At 67.2% G+C, this 25,719-nt stretch carries 25 protein-coding genes; 12 read left to right on the top strand and 13 right to left on the bottom strand.

Annotated features, from left to right (window positions below; genetic code table 11):
* Positions 1-23 precede the first annotated feature (23 nt).
* On the top strand, positions 24-347 hold the full coding sequence (locus BJP62_RS07495; protein ID WP_070528457.1) for a hypothetical protein: 324 nt from the start codon (positions 24-26) through the stop codon (positions 345-347).
* A 115-nt stretch (positions 348-462) separates the two neighbouring features.
* Here the strand turns inward: BJP62_RS07495 and BJP62_RS07490 are convergent, their stop codons facing one another.
* The 7 genes from BJP62_RS07490 to tsaA all read right to left on the bottom strand — a co-directional run bounded on the left by BJP62_RS07490 (position 463) and on the right by tsaA (position 5,275).
* The gene (locus tag BJP62_RS07490; protein ID WP_070528455.1) at positions 463-1,041 is read right to left on the bottom strand and encodes an NADPH-dependent FMN reductase; all 579 of its coding nucleotides are present in this window, start codon (positions 1,039-1,041) and stop codon (positions 463-465) included.
* A gap of 3 nt (positions 1,042-1,044) precedes the next feature.
* Entirely contained in the window at positions 1,045-1,446 is a 402-nt protein-coding gene (locus BJP62_RS07485) for an OsmC family protein (protein ID WP_070532454.1), read from the bottom strand.
* Positions 1,446-2,381 (bottom strand): pirin family protein, encoded by a 936-nt coding sequence (locus BJP62_RS07480; protein WP_070528451.1) that lies wholly within the window; start codon positions 2,379-2,381, stop codon positions 1,446-1,448. Before BJP62_RS07480 ends, BJP62_RS07485 begins: the two co-directional genes overlap by 1 nt.
* Positions 2,382-2,453: 72 nt before the next feature.
* Positions 2,454-3,305, bottom strand: a complete 852-nt coding sequence (locus BJP62_RS07475) for a pirin family protein (protein ID WP_070528448.1) — start codon at positions 3,303-3,305, stop codon at positions 2,454-2,456.
* A gap of 115 nt (positions 3,306-3,420) precedes the next feature.
* Positions 3,421-3,678, bottom strand: a complete 258-nt coding sequence (locus BJP62_RS07470; RefSeq protein ID WP_070528445.1) for a DUF2164 domain-containing protein — start codon at positions 3,676-3,678, stop codon at positions 3,421-3,423.
* Positions 3,675-4,571, bottom strand: coding sequence for a patatin-like phospholipase family protein (locus tag BJP62_RS07465; RefSeq protein WP_083300777.1), 897 nt, complete (start codon positions 4,569-4,571; stop codon positions 3,675-3,677). The genes BJP62_RS07470 and BJP62_RS07465 overlap by 4 nt, the downstream gene beginning before the upstream one ends.
* Complete coding sequence (tsaA, locus tag BJP62_RS07460) at positions 4,568-5,275, bottom strand: tRNA (N6-threonylcarbamoyladenosine(37)-N6)-methyltransferase TrmO (RefSeq protein WP_070528436.1); 708 nt, start codon at positions 5,273-5,275, stop codon at positions 4,568-4,570. Before tsaA ends, BJP62_RS07465 begins: the two co-directional genes overlap by 4 nt.
* A gap of 138 nt (positions 5,276-5,413) precedes the next feature.
* Between tsaA and BJP62_RS07455 the strand changes: the two genes are divergently transcribed.
* Positions 5,414-8,755 carry a PAS domain S-box protein gene (locus tag BJP62_RS07455; RefSeq protein ID WP_145927146.1) on the top strand — a complete coding sequence of 1,114 codons (3,342 nt, stop codon included), beginning with the start codon at positions 5,414-5,416 and terminating at the stop codon, positions 8,753-8,755.
* A gap of 244 nt (positions 8,756-8,999) precedes the next feature.
* On the opposite strand, the gene BJP62_RS07450 is transcribed toward BJP62_RS07455, so the two are convergent.
* The 3 genes from BJP62_RS07450 to BJP62_RS07440 all read right to left on the bottom strand — a co-directional run bounded on the left by BJP62_RS07450 (position 9,000) and on the right by BJP62_RS07440 (position 12,890).
* Positions 9,000-10,331 (bottom strand): sodium-dependent transporter, encoded by a 1,332-nt coding sequence (locus tag BJP62_RS07450; protein ID WP_070528432.1) that lies wholly within the window; start codon positions 10,329-10,331, stop codon positions 9,000-9,002.
* A gap of 174 nt (positions 10,332-10,505) precedes the next feature.
* Positions 10,506-11,471, bottom strand: coding sequence for a phosphate/phosphite/phosphonate ABC transporter substrate-binding protein (gene phnD, locus BJP62_RS07445; RefSeq protein WP_083300775.1), 966 nt, complete (start codon positions 11,469-11,471; stop codon positions 10,506-10,508).
* Positions 11,472-11,729: 258 nt separating this feature from the next.
* On the bottom strand, positions 11,730-12,890 hold the full coding sequence (locus BJP62_RS07440) for an iron-containing alcohol dehydrogenase (RefSeq protein WP_070528428.1): 1,161 nt from the start codon (positions 12,888-12,890) through the stop codon (positions 11,730-11,732).
* Between the two features lie 528 nt (positions 12,891-13,418).
* On the opposite strand from BJP62_RS07440, the gene agaR reads away from it, so the two are divergent.
* From agaR to nagA, 8 genes are all read left to right on the top strand, one after another.
* Positions 13,419-14,189 carry a transcriptional repressor AgaR gene (agaR, locus tag BJP62_RS07435; protein ID WP_070528426.1) on the top strand — a complete coding sequence of 257 codons (771 nt, stop codon included), beginning with the start codon at positions 13,419-13,421 and terminating at the stop codon, positions 14,187-14,189.
* A 14-nt stretch (positions 14,190-14,203) separates the two neighbouring features.
* Positions 14,204-15,505 carry a D-tagatose-bisphosphate aldolase, class II, non-catalytic subunit gene (locus BJP62_RS07430; RefSeq protein ID WP_070528424.1) on the top strand — a complete coding sequence of 434 codons (1,302 nt, stop codon included), beginning with the start codon at positions 14,204-14,206 and terminating at the stop codon, positions 15,503-15,505.
* Complete coding sequence (locus BJP62_RS07425; RefSeq protein ID WP_070528421.1) at positions 15,502-16,650, top strand: SIS domain-containing protein; 1,149 nt, start codon at positions 15,502-15,504, stop codon at positions 16,648-16,650. The genes BJP62_RS07430 and BJP62_RS07425 overlap by 4 nt, the downstream gene beginning before the upstream one ends.
* 16 nt (positions 16,651-16,666) lie before the next feature.
* Positions 16,667-17,140, top strand: a complete 474-nt coding sequence (gene agaV, locus BJP62_RS07420) for a PTS N-acetylgalactosamine transporter subunit IIB (RefSeq protein WP_070528418.1) — start codon at positions 16,667-16,669, stop codon at positions 17,138-17,140.
* Positions 17,141-17,159: 19 nt separating this feature from the next.
* A complete protein-coding gene (gene agaW, locus BJP62_RS07415) occupies positions 17,160-17,933 on the top strand; it encodes a PTS N-acetylgalactosamine transporter subunit IIC (RefSeq protein WP_070528415.1) in 774 nt (257 codons plus the stop codon).
* The gene (locus BJP62_RS07410) at positions 17,923-18,816 is read left to right on the top strand and encodes a PTS system mannose/fructose/sorbose family transporter subunit IID (protein ID WP_070528414.1); all 894 of its coding nucleotides are present in this window, start codon (positions 17,923-17,925) and stop codon (positions 18,814-18,816) included. Before agaW ends, BJP62_RS07410 begins: the two co-directional genes overlap by 11 nt.
* 212 nt (positions 18,817-19,028) lie before the next feature.
* Complete coding sequence (gene agaF / locus BJP62_RS07405; RefSeq protein WP_070528411.1) at positions 19,029-19,460, top strand: PTS galactosamine/N-acetylgalactosamine transporter subunit IIA; 432 nt, start codon at positions 19,029-19,031, stop codon at positions 19,458-19,460.
* On the top strand, positions 19,450-20,607 hold the full coding sequence (gene nagA, locus BJP62_RS07400; RefSeq protein WP_070528408.1) for an N-acetylglucosamine-6-phosphate deacetylase: 1,158 nt from the start codon (positions 19,450-19,452) through the stop codon (positions 20,605-20,607). Before agaF ends, nagA begins: the two co-directional genes overlap by 11 nt.
* Before the next feature lie 74 nt (positions 20,608-20,681).
* On the opposite strand, the gene BJP62_RS07395 is transcribed toward nagA, so the two are convergent.
* Positions 20,682-21,734: an imelysin family protein gene (locus tag BJP62_RS07395; protein WP_070528406.1), complete on the bottom strand. Its 1,053-nt coding sequence runs from the start codon at positions 21,732-21,734 to the stop codon at positions 20,682-20,684.
* Between the two features lie 195 nt (positions 21,735-21,929).
* Here BJP62_RS07395 and BJP62_RS07390 point away from each other — a divergent pair, with 195 nt between their 5' ends.
* Complete coding sequence (locus BJP62_RS07390) at positions 21,930-22,298, top strand: hypothetical protein (RefSeq protein ID WP_070528404.1); 369 nt, start codon at positions 21,930-21,932, stop codon at positions 22,296-22,298.
* Positions 22,285-22,986, top strand: a complete 702-nt coding sequence (locus BJP62_RS07385) for an N-acetylmuramoyl-L-alanine amidase (protein WP_070528402.1) — start codon at positions 22,285-22,287, stop codon at positions 22,984-22,986. Before BJP62_RS07390 ends, BJP62_RS07385 begins: the two co-directional genes overlap by 14 nt.
* A 66-nt stretch (positions 22,987-23,052) precedes the next feature.
* Here the strand turns inward: BJP62_RS07385 and gdhA are convergent, their stop codons facing one another.
* Together gdhA and BJP62_RS07375 are read right to left on the bottom strand one after the other, a co-directional pair.
* Positions 23,053-24,396 (bottom strand): NADP-specific glutamate dehydrogenase, encoded by a 1,344-nt coding sequence (gene gdhA, locus BJP62_RS07380; RefSeq protein ID WP_070528401.1) that lies wholly within the window; start codon positions 24,394-24,396, stop codon positions 23,053-23,055.
* A 102-nt stretch (positions 24,397-24,498) separates the two neighbouring features.
* Positions 24,499-25,668 (bottom strand): MFS transporter, encoded by a 1,170-nt coding sequence (locus BJP62_RS07375; protein ID WP_070528399.1) that lies wholly within the window; start codon positions 25,666-25,668, stop codon positions 24,499-24,501.
* Between the last annotated feature and the right edge of the window lie 51 nt (positions 25,669-25,719).

Genomic DNA, 25,719 nt, shown 5'->3' with positions numbered 1-25,719 from the left:
TGTTGATATTTCAGGATGAAATCATGACCGGTCCGGCGAACACCGAACAGCTCGGCAGCATCAACCGCAAGATCGTCGCCGACGGCGAAGTGCTGCCCGCGGTGCAGCTGAAGGACGGCAGCCGCGTCCAGACCGGCACCGTGGCGACGATGCTGCTCAACGTCGAGCTCTACAACAAGGGCGAGCGCGGCGCCGTCGAGGACGAGCTGAAACTGGCCGTGCCGACGCTGGCCAAGGTCGGGTTGTTCACGCTGTTCTCGCCGGACGAATGGATAGCCGGCGACAACGCCGGCCGGCGTTTCGTCGGCGAGCAGGCCAGGGTCTGGCTGGCGGCGCAGGCCGGCTGAACGAGTAGCTAACAAAACCCTGCTGGCTGCGTTGTACTCACTTGCCGTACTCCTTGTACTGCCTGCGTTTCGTACGCCTTGCCAGCACCGTTGCACTGGGTTTTGTTTGCCGCTCTCATTCCTGCGTCTGCCGCGCCAGCCGGACCAGCGCGTGCGCGACCTTCTCGACGCCGGCCTGCGAGCGGGTGTCGGTCAGCGCGCCGCCTTCGTCAAAGGCCTGATGCGCACCGCCGACCGCCTGCTGCTGCGGAGTCACCAGAAAGCCGAGGTTGCTCAGGTACTGGCGGCTGGCGATCAGCGAGCGCAATCCGCCCAGCGCGCCCGGTGACGCCGACAGCAGCCCGGCAACCTTGCCCTCCAGGAAACGCAAGCCGGACTGGCCGCTGGCATCGGCGCGGCTGACCCAGTCGAGCGTGTTCTTCAACAGCGGTGGAAACATGCCGTTGTATTCGGGCGTAGCCAGCAACAGGCCGTGGTGGGCGGCGAACTGCTGCTGCAGCCGCGCAGCGGCGTCGGGCAGGCCGTCGCGGGCTTCGAGGTCGCCGTTGTACAGCGGCAGCTCGTAGTCGAGCAGGTCGATCAGCGTGACCTCGGCGCCGGCATCGCGTGCGGCCTGTGCGCCGACGGCGATCAGCTTGCGGTTGAACGAGGCGATGCGGGTGCTGGCGGAAAAGGCGAGCAGTCGGACGGTCATGCTTTACTCCGTGAGGGTGGTGGCGATGGCGATCTGGCCGGTCAGCAGTTTGTGGACCGGACAGGCGTTGGCGATGGCCAGCAGCCGCGAACGCTGCTCGGTATCGAGCGCGCCGACGAACTCGACCCGACGCTCGATCCGGGCATCACCGTCCTTGTGGTCGGGCGCATAGGCAAGCCGAACCCGCACGTCGTCCAGCGGCCATCCCTTGCGCGCCGCGTACATCTTCACCGTGATCGCCGTACAGGTACCGAGCGCGGCGAGCAGCTGCGCGTGCGGGTCGGGGCCGGCGTCCATGCCGCCCGATTCGCGCCCGACATCGCCGAACCAGTCGTGACGGCCGTCGGTAAGCAGCGTGCGGTACGGCTCGCCGGACAGGTGGGCCTCTATGTGGTCGTAAGCCATCATTCCCCCCTCAGTTTTGGCACGGCCGGCGCCGGCAGCCGGTCGCCGTCGTAGCCGTGGACCTCGCCGAAGCGCGCGTCGCCGGCGTTCCATTCGTCGGTGGCTTCGCGGATGTCGGCGCCGTCGCGGCCGACGAAGTTCCAGTACAGGATCCGTTCGGACCTGAACGGCTCGCCGCCGACGATGAGGATGCGCGTTGCCGCGTCGGTTTCGACCTGCAGCGCATCGTGGCCGCAGCCGAAATACAGGCATTCGCCCGGCGCCAGCGGCTCGCCGTTCAGCCGCGCCTCGCCGACGAGCACGATCGCGCCGTATTCGAAGTCGCGGCGCAGCGGCAGCGTCGTCGCCGCGGCGCCGGCGGCGTCGAGGTCGAGCCCCAGCAGCGGCGTGTAGACGCGCGCCGGCGACACATGGCCCATGAGTTCGCCGGCGAGCACGGTGACCAGATAGCCGCCATCGTCGAAGGTCGGCAGCGTCGGATAATGCTCGAAGCCCGGCGGGCGCTCGAACTGCTCGTCCGGCAGCGCGATCCACAGCTGCGCGCCATGCATGATGGCACTGTGGTTCGGTGGCGACTCTTCCGAGTGGGCGATGCCATGGCCGGCGGTCATCAGGTTGACCTGGCCGGGGCGGATCAGCTGTTCGAAGCCGAGGCTGTCGCGATGGTAGACCTCGCCTTCGAGCAGCCACGAGAACGTCTGCAGGCCGATATGCGGGTGCGGGCCGACGCGCATGCCGCGGCCGCCGCTGATGTCGACCGGGCCGAAGTGGTCGAGAAAGCACCACGCGCCGATCATCCGCCGTTCGCGGTTGGGCAGCGCGCGGCGGATCTGCATGCCCTCGCCGAGCACGGCATTGTGCGCGGCAAAGCGCTGCACGAACGGCGGTGCCGGGCAGTCGGTCGAGATCGAGACTTCATGTTCGGTGCTGCTCATCACGGCTCCTTGTCATGGTTGCGCCCCGCACTTGGCGCGGGGCGACGTTGCCAGCCTGCGGTACTGCTTGGGTCAGAACTTGCCTTCCTGGTAGTCCACGAATGCCTGCTGGACCTCTTCGGCGGTGTTCATCACGAAGGGGCCGTAGCGGGCGACCGGTTCGTTCAGCGGCTTGCCGGCGACGACGATGAAGCGGACTTCCTCGTCCAGGGCACCGACAGCGATCGTGTCGCCCTGCGTCAGTGCAGCGAGTTCGCCCTGCCGCACCGGCCGCTCCTGCGGGCCGTCGACGATGCTTAGTACATTCTGGTAGACGTAGATGAAGGCATGATGTTCCGCCGGCATGGCCAGATCCAGCGTCGCGCCTGGCGGCAACACCACATCGTAATAACTCGGCTGCGTTGCCACGCCGCTTACCGGACCGGTCACGCCGTCAAACGTCCCGGCGATCACCTTGACCGAGCCGCCGCCGGCAAGCTGCACCTGCGGAATCTCGCCGGCGGCGAACTCCTGATAGCGCGGCGCGGTCATCTTGTCGCTGGCGGGCAGGTTCACCCACAGCTGGAAGCCCTGCAGCAGGCCGTTTTCCTGTTGCGGCATTTCCGAGTGGACGATGCCGCGGCCGGCGGTCATCCATTGCACGCTGCCCGGGCCGAGATTGCCGGTGTTGCCCTTGTTGTCGCCGTGCTGCATCTGGCCGGCGAGCATGTAGGTCACCGTCTCGAAGCCGCGGTGCGGGTGTTCAGGAAAACCGGCGATGTAATCGTCGGCGTTGTCCGAACGGAATTCGTCGAGCAGCAGGAAGGGGTCGAGCATCGGCATGTCCTGGCTGCCGATCACGCGGTTGAGCCTGACGCCGCCGCCGTCGGAGGTGGCCATGCCGCGGACGATGCGGGCGATACGGCGGTAGGAAGCGGTGGTCATCTCGGGGTCTCTCCAATCGGTTGCGATGGATTGATAATGGACCAGATGACAATGAATGATAATCCACCGCCATGACGACTGACTGTCCTGTCAGTGGAACAGTCACTGCCGCCGGCTAGCGCCGTGGCGGGGTTCGCTCCAGCTCGCCGATCGCATCGGTCAGCGTGTCGAGCCGCTTGGCGATTGCCGCCTGCGCGTCGAGCAGGCCGCGGTTGTAGCACTGCGTGCCGATTTCCTTGATGACGTAATCGAGCAGGAACTCGGCGTCGAAGCCGCCGAGCTCGAGCCCGATCTCGCGGTCGCACCAGTGGCGCAGCCGGGCGGCGAGTTCGGCACGCTCGGCCGGGTCGAGGCGGATCAGCGGCTCGCTCATTGCGCCGCCGCGCTTCGGGCGACGATCAGCGCCTGTTGTTTCTCGGCGATCTTCTGTTTGATTTGCGGAATCGCCGCCAGCGCGGCCTTCTCGCCCTCGAGGATGGCCTGGTTCTTCTGGTCGAAATCGGTCGGGCCGATCTTGCCGACCTTGGGCCGGATCACCACGTCGGCACGCGCCAGCTCCTGCTCGCCGAGCTTCTGGCCCATGATCACCACCGCCTGGTTGACGGTGCCGATCAGCCCGCTCGGCGCCTTGTTGCCGGCCTTGGCCGAGATGTCGACGGCGATCACCAGATCGGCACCGAGCTCGCGCGCCGCATCGACCGGCACCGGGCTGACCACGCCGCCGTCGACATAGCGTTTGCCGGCGATCAGCGCCGGCTCGAACACGCCGGGAATGCTGCTCGACGCGCGGATCGCCTGGCCGGCGTTGCCGCGGACGAAGACCGTGCGCTTGCCGGTGTCGAGCTCGGTCGCGACCGCGCCGAAGGGTTTGGCGAACTTGTCGATCGGCCGGTTGGTGACGAGCTGGTTGACGAAGTCCTGCAGCTTCTGGCCCTTGACGATGCCGCCGTTGAGCAGGCTGACGTCGCGGATCTGCGCCTCGTCGAGGCCGAAGGCCTTTTCCTGCAAGGCAAACGCATCCATGCCGCTCGCGTACAGGCCGCCGACGACGCTGCCGGCGCTGGTGCCGGCAACGGTGTCGACCCTGATGCCGTTGGCTTCGAGCATCTTGATCACGCCAATATGGGCGAAGCCCTTGGCGGCGCCGCCGCCGAGTGCCAGGCCGACGCGGACCTTGGGGGGCGGGGCGGCCGGGGTCGGCGGCGCGGGCGGGGTGGTCGTGCATGCAGCGAGCAGCACGGCGAAGAAGAGTAGGAGTGGCTTCATGTTGATCCTGCAGGTTCGATCGCGTCGACGCGGGCGATGCCGTCGGCGACGCGGAATTTCACGTCATAGCAATACAGGCGCACACCGTAGCTGCGCGCCGGGTCGTCGGCGTAGGCCGGGCGGGGGTCCTGTGCCAGCACTTCGTCGATCAGCGCCGCCAGTTGCGGGTGTCCGGGGGCCGCGACGGCGAGCTGGGCCAGTGCCTGCTCGCCGTAATGCACCGCCAGCCGGGGCGGCGATGCGTCGGCGAAGCCGCCCGCCGCGTCGGGCACGCTCTCGGCATAAGGCAGGTAGGGCTTGATGTCGACGATCGGCGTGCCGTCGACGAGGTCGACGCCGCGAAAACGCAGCACCACGCCGTCGTCGGTGTCGACACCGGCGAGTTCGACCAGCGAAAGGCCGAGCGAGTTCGGCCGGAACGGGCTGCGGCTGGCGAACACGCCGACACGCGCATTGCCGCCGAGCCGCGGCGGCCGCACCGTCGGCTGCCATTTCCCCTGGGTCTGGTGAAAGACGAAGGTGAGCCAGACGTGCGAAAACGACACGAGTTCGCGCACTGCCTCGCTGCGGTCATACGGCGGCAATAGACTCAGCGTGCCGACGGCATGCGGCGCAAGGCGCGGCTGGCGCGGAATGCCGAACTTGTCGGCAAACGGCGTCGAGATGTAGCCCAGTGGCGAAATCTGGAAGGTATCGGTGTTCACGGCAGGATTGTGCCTTCTCCGGCGTCGCCGACCAAGTGATGCACCGCACCAACGCCGCCCGCCCGTGCCGCGGATCGAGGCGGCAGGCGGCTTGGCCAGTGTTATATTCATCAAACGCAATATTCCCGAAGCGACGACGTGAAACGATTGCCCGCCGCCCTGAGCCGTGTGCCCCGCCCCAAGGCGCTGGCGCTGCTCGTCCTGATGATCGGCCTGATGATCTCCGCGCTGGTGTCGCAGCTGCTCGCACGGACCGAGCAGCGTGCGCTCGACGTCCGTTTCCGTTCCGAGGCGCAAAGCATCACCGGCCAACTGGCACGTGGCGTCACGCAGGACCTCGGTGGCCTGCGCGCCGCCGCACGTTTCATGGCGCTGTCGACCTCGGTGTCGGCGGGCGAGTTCGGCCTGTTCATCGAGCCTTACCTCGGTGCGTTCGGCGGTATCGCCTGGATCGGGCTCGACGCTGCCACCGACGGCGAATCGACGATGCGGGTCCGTTATGCCGAGCCTGGCGGCTCGCGCGGGTCCTTCGTCGGCACCGACCTGACCCGCGATCCGACACGCGGCCCGATCCTGCGGCGCGCGCTCGAGCGGCGCGCCCCGGCGACGTCGGCAACGATGCAGTTGCGCGGCGATTACACCGGCGAGCAGGGGTTCGCGATCGCGATTCCGGTCTTCCGTCCCGGTGCGGCACAGCCGATCGGCTTCGTCTGGGGGACTTACCGGCTCAAGCTGCTGCAGCAGCAGCTGACCCGGCTTGGCGAAGAGCGGCAGGTGTCGCTGGCGCTTGAGGACGAGCAGGGCCGGACCGTCGTTGCCGGCGACAAGGCCGATCCGGCCAACATGGGATCGCACTTCCAGCCCATCCTGATCGGCGACCGGGCGCTGACGCTGAGGGTGCAGGCCAATCGCGCATTCGCCCGCAAGGCCGACTGGGTCGATGTCGCGACGATCTGGGGGCCGGGCGTGCTGATCCCGGCATTGCTCGCGCTGCTGGTCTACGTGCTGGCCAACCGCCAGCGCTATGCCGAGTCGCTGGCCGAATCGCGCGCGCGCGCGCTGGGGCAGAACGAGGAGCGGCTGCGGCGCATCTTCCACGCGATCGACGATGCGCTGTTTCTGGTCGACATCCACTGGACGGTGCGCAAGGCGAATCAGGCCGGCGAAGCGCTGCTGGCCGACTGGCGCGTCGCGCCGGGCAAGGAGAAGGGCGCCTTCGTCGGCGTGGCGACGCTGGCCGGGCTGGAAGACGACATTGCCGCGCTGCTGGCCGGCGGCGAGCCGTTCCAGCTCGACCGGGCGATCGCTGGCCATAGCTACGCGGTATCCGGCGTGCGGGTGTCGCGCCCCGGCGCGAGCGAGGACGACGTGCTGATCCGGATATCCGACCTGTCCGAACAGCGCCGGACGCTGCTCGAACTGCAGGACACCCGCGCCTATCTGGGCAATGTGCTCGACGCGGCGTCACGGGTCGCCGTCGTCGCGACCGATCCGGACGGTACGGTGATGCTGTTCAACCGCGGTGCCGAGAACCTGCTCGGCTACCGTGCCGACGACGTGGTCGGCACGGTGTCGGTGCTGGATTTCCACAAGGCGGCCGAGATCGACGAGCGCATTGCCGAGCTCGGCGGCGAGTACGGCCGGGCGGTCGGCCGTTTCGAGGCGCTGACGCTCGGCGCCGAGCGCCACGGCATGGAAACCCGGGTCTGGAGCTATCTCACCCGCGGCGGCGAGGTGCGCCAGGTCGAGCTGACGGTGACGCGCATCGTCGGCGCGCAGGAGGCCCACGCCGGCTACCTCGGCATCGCCGTCGACATCACCGAACGCCGCGTTGCCGAAACCGAGCTGATCCGGCGTGACCGGCTGCTGTCCAAGCTGTCAGAGCGCGTGCCGGGGATGATCTACCAGTTCCAGCGCCACGCCGACGGCCGCTCGGTGTTTCCGTACGCGAGCGATGCGATCCAGCAGATCTACGGCATCAGCCCCGAGGCAGCCGCCGAGGATGCCCGCGGCGTGCTCGGGCGCATCCTCCCCGAAGACATGCCGGTGCTGGTCGAGTCGATCGACCGCTCGGCGCTGCAACTGAGCCTGTGGCGCTGCGATTACCGGGTCGACCTGCCCGGCCGCGGCGTGCGCTGGCTGCGCGGCGAGTCGTCGCCGGAGCGCCAGGACGACGGCAGCACGATCTGGTACGGCTTCATTTCCGACATCACCGAGCAGAAGAAGGCCAGCGAGCAGATTTCGCTGCTGGCGAGCGTGATCGAGGCCAGCTCGCTCGGCGTGCTGATCGTCGACGCCAACGCCGACGACCTGCCGCTGATCTTCGTCAACACCGCGTTCGAGCAGATGACCGGCTACGCCCGCCACGAGGTGCTCGGCAAGAACTGCCGCTTCCTGCAGGGGCGCGACCGGCTGCAGCCCGAGTTCGAAACGCTGCGCCGGCTGATCGCCGAGCACCGGGCCGGCCGGGTGAGGGTGCGCAACTACCGCAAGGACGGCAGCATGTTCTGGAACTCGCTGTCGCTGACGCCGCTGACCGATGCGCAGGGGCGGCTGACGCACTATATCGGCGTCAGCGAGGACATTTCGGACCGGGTCGAGGCGCAGCACGCGCTCGAAGCGAGCGAGGAGAAGTTCCGCACCTTCTTCGAGTCGTCACCGGTCGGCATGGCGCTGATCCGCCACAGCGACGGGCATTTCGTCGATGCCAACACGGCGTTCTGCAATCTGCTCGGCTATGGCGTCGACGAATTGCGCGCGCAGACGCTGGCGGCGGTCACGCCCGACGATTATGCGCAGCAGGACCGCGAGCTCGTCTACGAGCTCTACCAGCACCAGCGCTACGGGCCGTACGAGAAGGAATACCTGCATCGCGCCGGCCACCGGGTGCCGGTGCTGATCAACGGCTTCCTGATGCCGAGCAAGGAGGGCAAGGGGCTCGCGTGGTGCATCGCCGAGGACATTTCCGAGCAGAAGCGCCTGCAGCGCGAGCTGGAGCAGATGTCGATCACCGATCCGCTGACCCAGCTCTACAACCGGCGCTACTTCAATATCGCGATCGAGCGCGAGGTCGGCCGCGTCAACCGCTACGGCGTGCCGCTGTCGCTGCTGATGTTCGACCTCGACCACTTCAAGCGCATCAACGACCAGTTCGGCCACGACGTCGGCGACAAGGTGCTGCAGCATTTCGCCCAGCTGGTGCGCCAGCGGGTCAGGACGAGCGACATCTTCTGCCGGCTCGGCGGCGAGGAGTTCCTGCTCGTCTGCCCCGAAACGGCTTTCGACGCTGCAGAACTGCTGGCGCAGCAACTGCTGCAGGCGCTGCGCGACGAGCCGTTCGAGGTCGTCGGCCGGGTGACGTCGAGCATCGGCGTCACCCAGTACCAGCCGTTCGAGCGCATCGACGAGGCGCTCAAGCGCGTCGACAACCTCGTCTACGAGGCCAAGGAGCGGGGCCGCGACCGGGTCGCCGTCGCCTAGAGCGGCTATCCTGCTGGTGGTACTCACTTGCGGTGCTACGCGTACCGTTGCGACCGCAGGGAGTCCCCGTGGGACGTGTGCGTACGCCTTGCCAGCACCGCTGCGCTGGATTTGCGCCCGGCAGGAAGTGCCCTTGGGGCATTAGCCGCTCTTGGTACGGCGCCCGCTATTCCCGTTGCGCGCGTGGCCGGCGCGCAGCAAAAAGGCCGGCAATGCCGGCCTTTTTGTCGGGTCGCGATGCGACTCAGAGGTTGTGGTACCAGATCACGCCGATGACGATCGGCGCCAGCACCGCGCAGATCAGCCGGAATGCCGGCAGTACCGCGGCCGAGCCTTCGCTGGTCAGCTCGTGGCGGATCTTCGGCCAGATCGCCCAGCCGACGAACAGCGCGACGAAGAGGCCGCCGGCCGGCATCATCATGTTCGACGCGACGTAGTCCATCAGGTCGAACGGCGACTTGCCGAACAGCTGCACGTCGGCCATCGGCCCGAACGACAGCGCGGCCGGGATGCCGATCACGAACGAGGCGATGGCGACGGCGAAGGTCGCGGTCTTGCGCGACCAGCCGAACTCGTCGATCAGGAACGACACGATCGGCTCGAGGATCGACACCGACGACGTCAGCGCGGCGAACAGCAGCAGGAAGAAGAACGCGATGGCGAAGAACTGGCCGAAGGGCATCTGCGCGAAGATCGCCGGCATGGTGATGAAGGTCAGCCCCGGGCCTGCGGCCGGGTCGACGTGGAAGGCGAACACCGCCGGCAGCACCATCAGCCCGGCGAGCACGCAGGCGAGCGTGGCCAGCGAACTGACCCACAGCGTTGCGCCGACGAGCTTGGTGTCCTGCGGCAGGTAGGAGCCGTAGGCGATGATCATGCCGCCGCCGAGCGACAGCGAGAAGAACGCCAGGCCGAGTGCGTCGACGATCATGCTGGCGGTCAGCTTGGAGAAGTCCGGGGTGATGAAGTACTTCACGCCATCCCAGGCGCCCTCCAACGTCAGCGAGCGGGCGATCAGGATCAGCATCAGGATGAACAGCGCCGGCATCAGCACCTTGCTCATCCGCTCGATGCCCTTCTCGACGCCGCCCATCACCACGGCGACGGTCACGCCGAGGAAGGCCGCGGTGTAGCCGAGCGCCTGGCCCGGGTTGGCGATGAAGGCGCCGAAGGCGCTCGACAGCGCCTTGGTGTCGCTGGTCAGTGCCTCGCCGGTGATCGAGCGGAAGATGTAGGCGATCGTCCAGCCGCCGACGACGCAGTAGTAGGACAGGATGATGAAGATGCACAGCACCGACAGCCGGCCGGCCCACGGCCACAGCCCGCCCTTGAGGTCGCGGAAGGCGGTGGTGGCGGATTTCTTTGCGGTGCGGCCGATCAGCATTTCGGCGAGCAGGAGCGCGATGCCGATGGTGAACACGCAGACGAGGTAGGCGATCAGGAAGGCGCCGCCGCCGTTCTTGCCGGCGACGTAGGGGAATTTCCAGATGGCGCCGAGGCCCACGGCGGAGCCCGATGCGGCGAGAATGAAGCCCAGCTTGGAACCCCAGTTTGCCCGGTTGGCGGTGTCAGACATCAATATCTCCAATAAATCAACCGATTAGCTTGCCTGCCTGTTGCGGCGGATTTCAAGTGCAAAAAGCACCGATTGTGATCTTGCACAAACCCGTGCATGGGTTTGGCGACGCACGGGCGAAAAAAACGGGCCATGCGGCCCGTGTGAAGGTCGAGTGCTCTGATCGGTGACGTGCTATTTCGGGCCGCCGAGGACCGCAACCAGCTGGTTGTAGCGGCGGTAGAGCCGCTTCTCGCGATCGGTGCGTTCGGCGTCGGACTGTCTGGCGAGGTTGAGCTTGAACAGGTCGAGGTAGAGTTGCAGGTCGGTCACCTCGCGCAACTGGCGGTTGCCCGACGGCAGGAAGCCCGACAACTGGTCGGCATAGTAGAGCCGGGTCTTTTCCTTGGCCGCGTTGGCGCCGTTGCGGCCGTAATCGAGGAAGAAGCGCGCGATTTTCTGTCTGGTCGCCGCCGGCAGGTCCTTGCGGTAGACGAGCGGGTCGTACGAGAACGCCGGCGACTGCCACAGCACGCGCATGTTCTTGAAGTCGCGCGGATACGTTTCGCGCAGCTTGTCGAGGTCGTCGCTGTTGCTGACCGCGACATCGACCCGCTTTTCGGCCAGCGCCCGGAAGCCGTCCTCGGCGTTGCCGGTCTTCATTTCGCGGAAGAACGCTTCGGGCAGCACATTGCGCTTGGCGAAGGCGTGATAGGCGGGGATCAGGTAGCCGGCCGTCGACGTCGGCGCGCCGGTCGCGATCGTCCAGCGCTGCTTGTCGCGCAGCAGCGCGTTGAGGTCGGCCGGCCCGTCGTTGCGGACCAGCAGCAGCGAGCGGTATTCGGCGACGCCGCCGGTGAGCGCCAGCCGGGCGAAGATCTCGCCGTTGCCGTGCTCGATCAGCGACAGCGCGGTGCCGGTATCGGCACGGGCGATCTGGATTTCCTTGCTGGCAAAGCGGCGTGCAAGCTCGGTGTCGTCCTTGACCGCGACGATCCTTACCGGCTGGCCGAGCGATCTGGCGAGGTCGTCGGCAATCGGCTGCCAGTCGGCGACGACATCGCCTTCGCCCTTGCCGGCGAGCAGGCCGAGCGTGAGATCGGCGCGCGCCGTGCCGGCGAGCAGCATGCCCATCGTGAACCAAAGCCGCCATTGCCGCATCGCCGTCCCCCCGTGTTGTCAGGGGCGCGACTGTAAGCTTTGTTTATGACGTTGAAATGACAAGTCTGCGGGCGGTGCCGGCGGGCCGCCGGCCGGTACCGCCCGGGCTGCGCCGGGCACGATGACGCGGAGGCTGTTGGATCAGGCCGTGCCCGGCACGATGACGCGGAGGTTGTTGGATCAGGCCGCGCCCAGCACGATGGCGCGGAGACGGTGGGATCAGGCCGCGCCCGGCACGATGGCGCGGAGGCTGTTGGGTCAGGCCGCGCCCAGCACGATGGCGCGGCAATTGTCCGGCGTCAGCGTGCCGTGCTCGCCGAGCGCGAGCCGCTTGTGGCGGGTCAGCTGCGCGGCGACGCCGTCGGCCGCCGCCGCCGCGTCGATGCCGTAATCGCCAAGCCGGGTTTTCAGCCCGACCGACTCGAAGAAGCGCCGCGTCGCGACGATCGCGGCGCGCGCGACGGTGTCGTCGTCGCCGGCCAGCCCCCAGACGCGACGGCCGTATTGCGCCAGCTTGGCGCGCTTGGTCTCGAAGGTGTAATCGAGCAGGCTCGGCAGCGCCACCGCCAGCGTCTGCGCGTGATCGAGGCCGTACAGCACCGTCAGCTCGTGGCCGATCGCGTGCGTTGCCCAGTCGAGCGGCTGGCCGAGCGGCACGAGGCCGTACATCGCCTGGTCGGCGGCCCACATCAGGTTGGCCTGCGCGTCGTAGTCGCCCTGGTCCTTCAGCAACTGCGGCGCGATCTCGACCAGCGTCGACAGGATGCCTTCGGCCAGCCGGTCCTGCACGCGCGCTTCGGCGGGGAAGGTCAGGTATTGCTCGGTCGTGTGCACGAAGGCGTCGACAAGGCCGTTGCCGAGCTGGCGCGCGGGCAGGCTGGTGATGACGGTCGGGTCGAGCACCGAGAAGCGCGGAAACACCGCCGGGTTCTTGAACGACAGCTTGTCCTGCGTCTCGCGCCGGGTGATCACGCCGGTGAAGTTGGCTTCCGACCCGGTTGCCGGCAGCGTCAGCACGCAGCCGATCGGCAGCGCCGACTTGAGCGGCGTCTTGTTGCCGACGATCAGCCACGGGTCGATGCCCGGATCGAGCGCCAGCGCCGCGGCGATGAACTTGCTGCCGTCGAGTACCGAGCCGCCACCGACGCCGAGCACCCAGTCGACCTGCGCCTCCTTGCCGAGTGCGACCGCGTCCATCAGCGTTTCGAACTCCGGATTGGCCGGCACGCCGGCGAATTCGACCACGGTCCGCCCGGCCAGCGCGGCGATCACTTGGTCATAGACGCCGTTGCGCTTGATGCTGCCGCCACCGTAGACGACCAGCACGCGCGCGCCGGCAGGGATCTCGTTGCCGATCTGGGCGATCTGCCCCTTGCCGAAATGCAGGCGAGTCGGATTGTGGAAACTGAAGTTCTTCATCGGCGGAATCCTTGCGGCAAATCTCGACACTGGCCGCGCATCGATCAACCGGCGACCTCTTGCACATAGTGTATTGGGATTCGCCGTGGTGGTCCCGGCGCGCGGTAATTATTACCGCTCGTCGGATCAAGATCGAAAGTATTTATGCTTTTGTTTCTTCGATTTGTTTTTCTTTCATTTGTCATATATCCGAAACGCCGTTTTTCATTTTCCGGTAACAATCTTTCATATCCGGGGATTTCTCGGCATTCATCCGGCATCGTGTTTGTGCTTTCTTGATTGTTTATTTCGTTTAATCAGCATGTTGTGCTGTTTGTGGCTGTCCGGGCGGATTTGTAGTTTTACGCAAATCCGCCGCCGGAGCGGCCTGTCGAGTCGGTGGAAACTCGCAAGTTTTGATTGGCTTTAATCGAAAGTTGTTGCGTTGACCTGCTTTTGTTGTACGGCCTACAGTCTGGTCAACGCAATGCGCTGCAACGGATCCGGATCACCGTTCGGCGCACGAAAAACGGACGCCAGGACACAGCCATGGATCGGGTACAGCAACGCCGCAACCGCATCGTGCAACTGATGCGCGAACAGGAGAGCTGCAACGTCAGCGACCTTGCCGACGCGCTCGGCGTCTCGACGGTGACGATACGCGGCGACCTCGATTTCCTCGAAGACAGCGGCTGCATCAGCCGCAGCTACGGCAAGGCGATCCTCAGCCCGCATTTCGCCTTCGAGCTCGATTTCCGAGAAAAGGAAAAAACCCGCAGCGAGGCCAAGCAGCTGATCGGCCGCGCCGCGGCGCAACTGGTCGACGACGGCGATGCACTGATCATCGACTCGGGTTCCACCGTCGGCTTCGTGCCGCGCTACATCGAGCCGCACAAGCGCTGCACCTTGATGACCAACGCGCTGAACCTCGCCAACGAGCTGATCGGCGACGTGCGCTTCGAGCTGATGATGACCGGCGGCACCGTCCGCGCCGACTCGTACTCGCTGTGCGGGCCGATCGCCGAACAGGCGGTGCGGCTGCACCACTTCGACACGCTGTTCATCGGTGCCGACGGCATCGACCTCAAGGCCGGCGTGACGACCACCAATGAACAGGATGCCCAGCTCAACCGCGCCATGATCAAGGCGGCCGACAAGGTCGTGCTGCTGGCCGATTCGAGCAAGTTCGGCCGCCGCGGCTTCTGCGTGATCTGCCCGCTGCCGCAGGTGCACACGCTGATCACCGACAGCGGCATCACCGACGAATACCGACGTGCGCTGACGCTCTCCGGCGTCAACGTGATCGTCGCCGACGAATGAACAAGGAGAAAGCCATGAGTCTGTTGCTCGACATCATCCACAGCCACAAGGCCGGCCAGCCGACCGGGATCTACTCGGTATGCTCGGCGCACCCGCTGGTGCTCGAGGCGGCGCTGCTGCAGGGGCTGGAGGACGACAGCGCGATCCTGATCGAGGCGACGTCGAACCAGGTCAACCAGTTCGGCGGCTACACCGGCATGAAGCCGGCGGACTTCCGCGATTTCGTCCTCGGTCTGGCGAAAAAGGTCGGTTTCGACCCGGCCCGGCTGATCCTCGGCGGCGACCACCTCGGCCCGAACGCGTGGAAGAAGGCAACGGCGGGCGAAGCAATGGCGATGGCCGGCGACATGGTCCGCGATTACGTGAGGGCCGGCTTCCGCAAGATCCACCTCGATTGTTCGATGTCGTGCGCCGGCGATCCGGTGCCGCTGTCCGATGCGGTGGTCGCCGAACGCGCGGCGCAGCTGTGCGCGATTGCCGAGGCCGCGTGGCGCGATGCCGGTGGCGAAGCACCGGTGTATGTGATCGGGACCGAAGTGCCGGTGCCGGGTGGCGCGAACGAGGAACTCGGCGAGCTGGAAGTCACGTCGCCGCAGGCCGCCGGGGCCACGCTCAAGGTCCACCGCGAGGTGTTCGCCGCCGCCGGACTCGCCGATACGTTCGAGCGCGTCATCGCGATGGTGGTCCAGCCGGGCGTCGAGTTCGACCACCACAAGGTCGTCCGCTACAACGCGGCCAAGGCCGAAACGCTGAGCGCCTTCATCGAATCCGAGCCGCTGGTGTTCGAGGCGCATTCGACCGACTACCAGAGCGACACCGCACTGGCCGAGCTGGTGCGCGACCACTTCGCCATCCTCAAGGTCGGCCCGGGGCTGACGTTCGCGATGCGCGAGGCGCTGTACGCGCTCGACGTGATCGAACGCGAAACCATCGGCGAACTCGGTGCCTCGCACCTGAAATCGGTGATCGCGCAGGTGATGCAGGAAGAGCCCGACTACTGGCTGCCGTACTACAGCCAGCCCGGCCACCAGCAGTACCTCGACCGCAACTACAGCCTTTCGGACCGGATCCGCTACTACTGGCCGCACCCGAAGGTCGTTGCCGCGCAGGAGACGCTGTTCGCCAACCTCGGCAAGCAGCCGCTCCTGATGACCCTGGTCAGCCAGTACCTGCCCGAGCAGGCCAAGCGCGTTGCCGAAGGCCGCATCGCCCCGACCGCCGAGGCGCTGGTGATCGACAAGGTGATGGAAGTGACCCGCAGCTACGCCCGTGCCTGCGGCATGGCCCGGCCTGCCGAACTGCGGAGGGCTGCATGATGAGCTGGCTCGACCATGATCCGGACTGGCTCGTCGCCCACGGCGCCATCCACACCGCCCGCGAAATCGCCCAGCAGCCGCGGCTGTGGCGCGAAATCACCGCCACGCTGCAGGCATCGGCCGCCGACTGGCAGCCGTGGCTGAACGACCTGCTCGCCACGCCGGGCCTGCGCGTGGTGATGACCGGCGCCGGCACCTCGGCCTTTGCCGGCAGGACGCTGGCACCGGTGCTGCGCGAACGCAGCGGCCTGCGCATCGACCCGGTCGCGACCACCGACATTGTCGGCGACCCGCAAGCCTGGCTCGATCCGCGTCTGCCGACCCTGCTGGTGTCGTTCGCCCGTTCGGGCAACAGCCCGGAAAGCGTCGCCGCGGTCGAACTGGCCGACCAGTTGCTGCCGGACTGCCGTCACCTGATCCTGACGTGCAATCCGGACGGCGCGCTGGCGCGCTACGCCGCCGGCAATCCGCGGGTGCGCTGCGTGCTGATGCCCGACGGCGCCAACGACCAGAGCTTTGCGATGACGTCGAGCTTCACGTCGATGTTCGTCGCCGCGGCGCTGATGCTCGGCGCGGTGCCGCTGAACGACGCGACGGCGCGGGTCGAATCGGTCGCGGCGCTGTGCGAGCAGAAACTCGCGACCTGGCCGAAGCGGGCACGCCAGCTCGCCATCGAAGGCTTCGAACGTGTCGTCTATCTCGGCAGCAACGGCCTGACCGGGCTGGCCGAAGAGGCGTCGCTCAAATTGCTCGAGCTGACCGCCGGCAAGATCGCCACGCGCTTCGATTCGACGCTCGGCGTGCGCCACGGCCCGAAGTTCATGATCGACGCCCGCACCTGCGTGCTGGTGTTCAAGTCGTCCAGGCCGTACACGCGCCGCTACGACGACGACCTCTACGCCGAGCTGGTCGGCAACGGCATCGCGCCGCAGGTGATCGCGCTCGGGACCGAACCCGGCGACACGCTGCCGGTGGCGCTGCCCGACGCCGACGACCTGTGGCTGGCGTTGCCCTACCTGCTGTTCGCGCAGCTGTTCGCGTTCGAGGCCTCGCTCGCCGCCGGCCTGACCCCGGACAATCCGTGCCCGACCGGCGAAGTGAACCGCGTCGTCCAGGGCGTGACGATCTACCCGTATCCGAACTGACCTGCGAGAAAACACCATGCCGAACATTCTCTTGACCCGCATCGACAACCGCCTGGTCCACGGCCAGGTCGGCGTGACCTGGACCGGCAGCCTCGGTGCCAACCTGGTCCTCGTCGCCAACGACGCTGCCGCGAACGACCCGGTGCAGCAGAACCTGATGGACATGGTCGTCGCCGAGGGCGTGCAGACGCGCTACTTCACGCTCGCCAAGACCACCGAAGTCATCCACAAGGCCGCCGACCGCCAGAAGATCCTCATCGTCTGCAAGACGCCGCAGGACGTGCTGGCGCTGGTCAAGGGCGGCGTACCGATCACGTTTGTCAACGTCGGCAACATGCACTTTGCCGAGGGCAAACGCCAGATCCACAAGACGGTGTCGGTCGACGACGCCGATGTGGCGACGTTCCGCGAGCTGGCCTCGCTGGGCGTGACCTGCGAGATCCGCCGCGTTCCCGACGAGGCCGGCGAACTCGTTTCGAAGTTGCTCTGACTCTGGGAGGGGTTGAGACATGTTGATCGAAGCACTGCTGATTGCGCTGCTGGCCGGCTTGGCGGGGGTGGACCTGTTTGACGGGTTGACCCACTTCCACCGTCCCGTGGTGCTCGGCCCGCTGGTCGGGCTGATTCTGGGGGATGTCCATACCGGCCTCTTGGTCGGGGGGACACTGGAACTCGTGTGGATGGGCATGGTGCCGCTGGCCGGCGCACAGCCGCCCAACGTCGTCATCGGCGGCGTCATCGGCACGGCGTTTGCGATCCTGACCAAGGCCGATCCCAAGGTCGCGATCGGGGTGGCGGTGCCGTTCTCGATCGCGGTGCAGGGGTGTATCACCATCCTGTTCACCGCGTTCTCGCCGATGATGCACAAGTGCGACGAGATGGTGAAGAAAGGCAACTGGCGCGGGATCGAGCTGGTCAACTATTTCGGCATGGCCATCCTGTTCTGCTTCTACTTCATCGTGGCCTTCCTGCCGATCTACTTCGGTGCGGATGCCGCAGGTGCCGTGGTCAAGGCCGCACCGCAGTGGGTGCTCGACGGCCTCGGCGTGGCGGGCGGCATGATGCCGGCGATCGGTTTCGCGCTGCTGATGAAGATCATGCTCAACAAGAACTATGTCGCCTACTTCATCCTCGGCTTCGTCGGCGTGACCTACCTGAAGCTGCCGATCCTGGCGATCGCGCTCGGCGCACTGGCGATCGCGATGATCGATTTCTTCAACAGCAACCGTGCCCAGCCGCAGGCGGCCGCTGCCCGGAATGTGGAGGTGGAAGATGGCATTTAACGACAACGAAGCCGCACTGGCCGCCAAGGCCGAGAAGCGGATGGAACAGGCGCTGGCCACGAGTTCGGTCGAACGGGACGACTATGTCGACACCTCCCCGGCCGAAGCGCTGACCAAGAAGGACATCAACCGCATGGCGTGGCGCTCGCTCGCGCTGCAGGCATCGTTCAACTACGAACGGATGCAGGCCGGCGGCTGGCTGTACACGCTGATCCCGGCACTGCGCAAGATCCACAAGAACCCGGAAGACCTGTCGAACTCGATGAAGATGCACCTCGAGTTCATCAACGTCCACCCGTTCGACGTGACCTTCCTGTCCGGCCTCGTGCTGGCGATGGAGCAGAGCAAGGAGAAGATCTCGACCATCCGTGCGGTCAAGGTCGCGCTGATGGGCCCGCTGGGCGGCATCGGCGACGCGATGTTCTGGCTGACCTGGCTGCCGATCTGCGCCGGCATCGGTGCGGCACTGGCGCTCGAAGGCTCGCTGTTCGGCCCGATCGTCTTCCTGCTGCTGTTCAACGCGCTGCACTTCGGCCTGCGTTTCGGTCTGGCGCACTACGGCTACCGGGCCGGGCTGGGCGCGATCAACGTGCTCAAGAACAGTACCAAGAAGATCTCGCACGCGGCGTCCATCGTCGGGATGACGGTGATCGGTGCGCTGGTCGCGTCCTACGTGCGGCTGAGTACGCCGCTGGAGATCCACGCCGGCGAAGCCAAGATCGCGCTGCAGTCCGGCGTGCTCGACAAGCTGATGCCCAACCTGCTGCCGCTCGGCTTCACCCTCGTCGTCTACTGGCTGATGAAGAAGGGCTACTCGCCGGTGAAGCTGATCGGGCTGACGGTGGTGCTGGGGCTCGCCGGCAAATTCCTCGGCTTCCTGTAGCACCATTCCGTTCGGCGGCTGCGCCTGCGCATCTCGCAGCCGTCCGATGCTCGGAATCCTCATGGACCACATGTCCATTCCGGTTCCTGCGCTTCGGGCGGCTACGACCTGCTTTGGCTCGCTCGCCGACCAGAACGGTGCTGGTGAATGGGCTGCGCTGAGTTAGCCCGAATTGAACGGACATTGCGGCCAAAGCCGCATGGAGCAAGACAATGATTTCCCTGATCCTGACCGGCCACGGCCGCATTGCCAGTGGCATCAACGAAGCGATCACCCAGGTGTTCGGCGCGCAGGCGGACCTGCACGTCGTCGATTTTCCCGACGGCATGGGGACCGGTGATCTTGAGGCGAAGCTGAGCGAGGTGCTGGCCGGCTGTGCGGGCGACGTGGTGTTCTTCACCGACCTGCTCGGCGGTTCGCCGTTCCGGATTGCGTCGACGCTGGCGCAGGCCCGCCCGGGCACCGAGGTCGTCGCCGGGATGAATCTGGCGATGTTCGCCGAGATGCTGTTCGAGCGCGACGACATCGCCACCGCCGCCGAATTCCGCCTGCGGGCAATTCCGGCCGGGCAGGGCGGCATCACCAGCCTGGCCGACCGGCTGGCAAGGCAGCAAAAGCGCGCGGAGGCCGTCGATGGCCTGTGATCCGGTCAGAATCCGCGCGGCGCGGGTACTGACGTCGCAGGGCTGGCTGGACGACGGTGTCGTCCACGTCGGCGACGACGGCCGCATCCGCGCGGTGAAGGCCGCCGGCGGGTTCGACGGCGGATTTGATCGGGATCTGGGCGATGCCTGGCTGATGCCGGCACTGGTCGACAGCCACGTGCACGGCGCGATGGGCGCCGACGTGATGGACGCCAGCCACGACGCGCTCGACACGATGTCGGCGTACTTCGCCCGCCACGGTGTCGGCGCTTTCGCCGCGACCACGGTCACCGCACCGGTCGAAACGATCGAAGCGGCGATCGTCCAGGTGCGCGACAGCCGCAGGCACGGCGTCTCGGGCGCCGAGATCGTCGGCACCTATCTGGAAGGGCCGTACTTCACCGCCAAATGCTGCGGCGCGCACCCGGTGCCGCTGATGCGGCCGATCAGCGTGCCCGAGCTGGCGCGCTGGCATGCACTGGCCGACGGCACGCTGAACACCGTCGCGCTGGCGGCCGAGCTGCCGGGCGCCGACGAAGCGATCGCCTGGCTGCGCGAGCGCGGCGTGCGCACGCTGATCGGTCATTCGGATGCGAGCTATGACGAAACCGTCGACGCGATGCTCGCCGGCGCGCGCGGCGTCGTCCATTGCTACAACGGCATGCGCGGGCTGCATCACCGCGACCCGGGCGTCGTCGGCGCCGGGCTGACCCGGCCCGAGGCCGATGTCGAGCTGATCGCCGACGGCCACCATGTCCACCCGGCAGCGGCGCAGATCGCGCTTGCCAGCGTCGGCGAGGAGCGGCTGATCCTGATCACCGATGCGATGCGCGCGACCGGCATGCCCGACGGCGACTATGCGCTCGGCGAGTTCACCGTCCACATGCATGCCGGCGTCGTGCGGACCGATGTCGGCGGCCTCGCCGGCAGCACCCTGCACCTGATCGCCGCGGTCGGCCATGCAATGGACTGGTTCGGCCTGCCGCTCGAACGCGCATGGGCGCTGGCAAGCCGCAACCCGGCGCGCGCCTTGCGCCGGCCCGATCTGGGCAGCATCGCCCCGGGGCAGACCGCGAGCCTGACGGCCATCACGCCGCAGCGCGACATCGTTGCGACCTGGGTACAGGGCCGCTGCGTGTTCGGCTGAAGTTCACCTCCCGGTGCCGCCTACCCTCGGCACCGATCTGGCCCCGGGCTTGCCCGGGGTTTTTTTCGCCGCGATCAGCGCGAGATCAGCAGTCCGAGCGAGTCGCGCATCGGCCCGTCGACGAAATCGGCCAGCGCGTTCAGCCGGCGCTGTGCCTGCATCCGCTCGCCGCGGTATTCGCCGGCGCGGGCGGTGAAGTCGTCCGGCAGGGCTTCGAGCGCGCGCTGCGCGTCGTCGAGCCGGCTGTTCAGTTCGTCGACGACCTCGTCGCGGCCGCGGCTTTTCAGGTAGTCGTCGAAACCGACGCCGTCCGGTGCGCCGAGCAGCACCGTGCGGATGGCGCCGAAGCCGGCGAGCAGCCCGGCACGTGTCTGGCCCGACAGCGCATCGGGAAAATGCGCCGCCGCCGGCGCGATCTCGTCCTTGCCCAGTTTGAAGCCGGCCAGCTCGTGCAGGCCGGCGACGCTGCGGGTGAGCATTTCGGTCATCAGCGGGCGCGGGTAGGTCGGGTCGTAATTGAGGCCGCGGCGCATGCCCTGCCATTCCATCACCAGGATCTGCGACTGGCGCGCCAGCGAGGCCGCCTGCCACTGCGCAAAGCCGCAGTGCTTGCCCGACCTGAGCTGCGCGAGCTGCCGGGCCGGCGTCTGGCCGAAGAGCTGGGCTTCGATCGCCGGCAGGCCGCTGCCGCCCTTGGGCTGGCGCATCCACAGCTCGAACGAGTACGGATCGGCCGGCTTGGCCGGCGTTGCCGCCAGCGAGGCGGCGAGCACCTTGGGCGCCAGCGGCCACGGGTCGATCCGGTTGATGAACTCGTCCTGCCGCAAGGGGCCGACGCGGTCGCTTTCCACCCGGCGCCAGGCCGTGCTGGTCGTACGCCACGCGGCCTGCGCCGCGGCGAGCCGCTCGGCATCCGGTTGGGTGCAGAGCGCGTCGACGCGCTGCTGCAGTGTGGCCGATTCGGACTGCAGCGCCTGCAGGCCGGGCAGATAGACCCGGTCGGCGAGCGAGCGGACCAGCTCGGGCGCCTGCAGTGGCGCGGCCTGATCGGCGGGCCGGGGGGGCGGCTGGTCGGCGAGGGCGGATGCGGACAGCAGGACGAGCAGGGTGCAGAGCGGTTTTTTCACTGTTCTTGTTCCGTGTTGTTGTCTCCCGCGCCTTTCTTACCACAAGTGCCTGTGCGGCGCAGCCGGTGTGCCGCCGGCCGGTGCGCGCTTGCTACGGCGTTGCAATGGCTTGCCAACGGTGGTGCCGGCAAGCAACACTTCGGCGGGAACGAATCGCCCCGACGGGCGGTCTGGTGTTTGTTTAAGGAGAAGTCAATGGCGTTTTACTTCCGGGCCGACGATGTGCCCGAACTGCGTGGCCTGTCGAAATGGGATCAACGCGTGCTGCTGCGCGGCACCTTCCTGAGGGAGCGGGCGATCTCGACGCTGGTGCTGCTGCTGATCGTGATCGGCTCGATCCAGTTCGTCATCAACCCGCTGGTCGAATCGCTGGCGCCGGGCTTCCGGAACAACACGCTCGGCTACGCCGCGGTGCTGATCGTCTGGCTGCTGGCGCTGATGAGCGCACGCGACATCGTGATGATGAACATCCTGCGGCCGAAGATCGCCGCCAAGCGCGCGGAGAAACAGGCCGCCGAGCTGGCCGCGGCGAAGGCCGCCAACGAAGGCGATGCGGCCGGTTAAGCCGGCCGTCTGGGCTGTGCTCGCCGCGTGTGCGGGGACGGCCCAGGCTGCGACGATCGCCGTCGACGTCGGCCATTACCTGGCCGCGCCGGGGGCGACCAGCGCCTACGGCGAGACCGAGTTCGGCTACAACCTCGCGCTGGCCCGCGTCGTCGCGCAGCGGCTGCGCGCCGACGGCCACGTGGTGCTGCTGATCGGCGCGAACGGCGACATGGACAGCCTGAAGGCCCGGCCGGCGATGGCCGCCGGTGCCGACCTGTTCATCTCGATCCACCACGACTCGGTCAACGAGCGCTACCTGTCGACGTGGACGGTGGCCGGCAAGCCCCAGCGCTACAGCGACATCTCGCACGGCTATTCGGTCTTCGTTTCGCCGGACAACCCCCAGTATGCGGCGAGCCTTGCGTGCGCCGGGGCCGTCGGCGGTGCGATGAAGCGCGCCGGATTCGCGCCCAACCTGCATCACGTGATGAACGACGCCGGCGAAGGCTATGTCGTGCTCGATCCGGACCGGGCCGTCTACCAGTCGTCGCTGATCGTGGTGAAGTACGCGACGGTGCCGGCGCTGCTGCTCGAAGCCGGCGTGATCATCAACCGCGACGAAGCGCTCACGATCAAGCGGCCCGAAACGCGCCGCAGGATCGCCGAAGCGGTCGCCTCGGCGATGTCCTGCCTGGCGCCGGCATAAAAAAACCCCGCCGGGCAGCGGGGCCGAACGGGAAGATTCCCAAGATGATCGTGCGTTGATGCCCGCCTAGATCACGCCCTGCGCCAGCATGGCGTCGGCAACCTTGACGAAGCCGGCGATGTTGGCGCCGTCGACATAGCTGACGCTGCCGTCGTCGCGCCGGCCGTAACGCAGGCAGGCGGCGTGGATGCCCTGCATGATCTGCAGCAGCCGGGCGTCGACCTCGTCGCGCGACCACGACAGCCGCATCGCGTTCTGGCTCATTTCCAGCCCCGACGTCGCGACGCCGCCGGCGTTGCTGGCCTTGCCCGGTGCATACAGCACGCCGTGCGCCGAGAAGAGGCGTACCGCGTCGGCCGTCGACGGCATGTTGGCGCCTTCGGCCACGCAGATCGTGCCGTTGGCGATCAGCTGCGCGGCGTCATGGCCGTCGAGCTCGTTCTGCGTTGCGCACGGCATCGCCACGTCGACCGGCACCTGCCACGGCCGCATGCCGGCCTCGAATCGCGTACCGGTGCGTTCGGCATAATCGCTGACGCGGCCGTAGTGGCGGTTCTTGATGTCCTGCAGGATCGCCAGCTTCTCCGGCGTAAAGCCGTCGGGGTCGACGACGGTGCCGGACGAGTCCGACACCGTCAGCACCCGGGCGCCGAGCGCCATGGCCTTTTCGATCGCGAACTGCGCAACATTGCCCGAGCCGGACACCGCGACGCTGAGCCCTTCGAGCGAACGGCCGGCGTGGCGCAGCATTTCCTCGGCGAAATAGACCGTGCCGTAGCCGGTGGCCTCGGGCCGCATCACCGAGCCGCCGAATGCGAGCCCCTTGCCGGTGAACACGCAGTCGTTCCGGTTCGAGAGTTTTTTCATCATTCCGGCCATGAAGCCGACCTCGCGCGCGCCGACGCCGATGTCGCCGGCCGGGATGTCGGTATCGGAACCGATGTGCCGGTAGAGCTCGGTCATGAACGCCTGGCAGAAGCGCATCACCTCGCCGGGGCTCTTGCCCTTGGGGTCGAAGTCCGAACCGCCCTTGCCGCCGCCCATCGGCAGCGTTGTCAGTGCGTTTTTCAGCGTCTGCTCGAAGGCGAGGAACTTGAGCACCGACAGGTTCACCGACGGGTGAAAGCGGATGCCACCCTTGTACGGGCCGATGGCCGAGCTTTGCTGGATGCGGTAGCCGCGATTGACGCGCACCTCGCCCTTGTCGTCGACCCAGGCAATGCGGAAGATCAGCGTGCGCTCGGGTTCGACCAGCCGGTCGAGCAGGCCGTTGCCGGCGTACTGCGGGTGCAGGCGGATGAACGGCCAGAGGCTCTCGATCACCTCGCTCACCGCCTGCAGGTACTCCGGCTGACCCGGATTGCGTTCGGCGACGGTATTGAGAAACGCGCTGGCCTGCTGGTACTGCATGGCTCACCCCTTGAGGAACGGATTGAACTCGAAGTGTGAATAATGCACGGCGGCGCGGCCGCCGGTATTGATTCAGCGCAGCTCCGGATGCCGGTGCCGGCGTCAGGGCGCCGGTTTCAGTGCCTTCTTCAGCACCCGGCCGCCGTCGACGGCGATCCAGGCGATCGCCAGCGCGACCAGCCACAGCGCGGTGCGCAGGCCGGCGTGCTCGGCGACGAAGCCGATCAGCACCGGGCCGATCAGCATGCCCACGTAGGCAAGCCGCGCCACGGCGGCGATCGCTTCGCCGGCGTGCAGGCCGGGCAGGCGCGACGCGGCGACGAAGAAGATCGGCACGAGGTTGGCGCAGCCGAGGCCCATCAGCAGGAAGCCCAGCAGCGCCGCCCACGGGTTCGGCCACGCCAGCGCCAGCACGATGCCGGCAACGCCGACGATGCCGCTGGCGCTCAGCAGCTTGAGCATCCCCATGCGTGCGCGCAGTGCGTCGCCCGAGAACCGCCCGATTGCCATGCCGCCGGAGAACGTCGCGTAGCCGAAGCTGGCCAGCGTGACCGATTTCGCGACGTCGCGCAGGTAGATCGCCGTCCAGTCGTACATCGCGCCTTCGGCGACGAGGCCGAGGAAGGCGAGGAAGCCGATCACCCACAGCAGCCGGCCAGAGCGCGCGTGCCCGCCATGATCCGTGCTCGCCGGCGCCGTGTCGGCGATCAGCTTCGGCCGCGCGAGCACGCCGGTGATCGCGATCAGCAGCCCCATGCCGACGAAATGCAGCCACGGCGGCACGCCGAGAGAAATGATTCCGCCGCCGACGCTGGCGCCGACCATGCCGCCGACGCTGAACAGGCCGTGCAGCGTCGACATGATCGGCTTGTCGCTGCCGGCCTCGACCGTCGCCGCCTGCGCGTTCATCGCCACGTCGTAGGCGGCGTTGGCGATGCCGAAGCCGATCAGCACCGCCAGCGTCAGCCAGAGGCTCGGCATCAGCATCAGCAGCGCCGTCGTCGCGGCAAAGCACCATGCCGAGATGCCGACGATCCTGTCGCTGCCGTGCCGCGCGATCAGCTTGCCGACCGGCTGCATCGCGACGATGGCGCCGAGCGCGACGGCGAACATCGCCACCGACAGCCACGCCGGCGACAGCGCGAAGCGGTCGCGCAGCGTCGGGATGTGGATGCCCCAGGTGGCATAGGTGGCGCCGGCGACGAAGAACAGCGCCATCGTCGCGTGTCGGGAGCCGGAGGCGGTAGGGAGCGGAAGCGTCTGGCGCTGCATCTGTGTCAAACCGGTTTGAATTTGTGCGTTGTGACCATTGTGCCACCGATG

Source organism: Jeongeupia sp. USM3, assembly GCF_001808185.1.
GTDB lineage: Bacteria > Pseudomonadota > Gammaproteobacteria > Burkholderiales > Chitinibacteraceae > Jeongeupia.
This window is presented reverse-complemented; position numbering and strand designations above follow the sequence as displayed.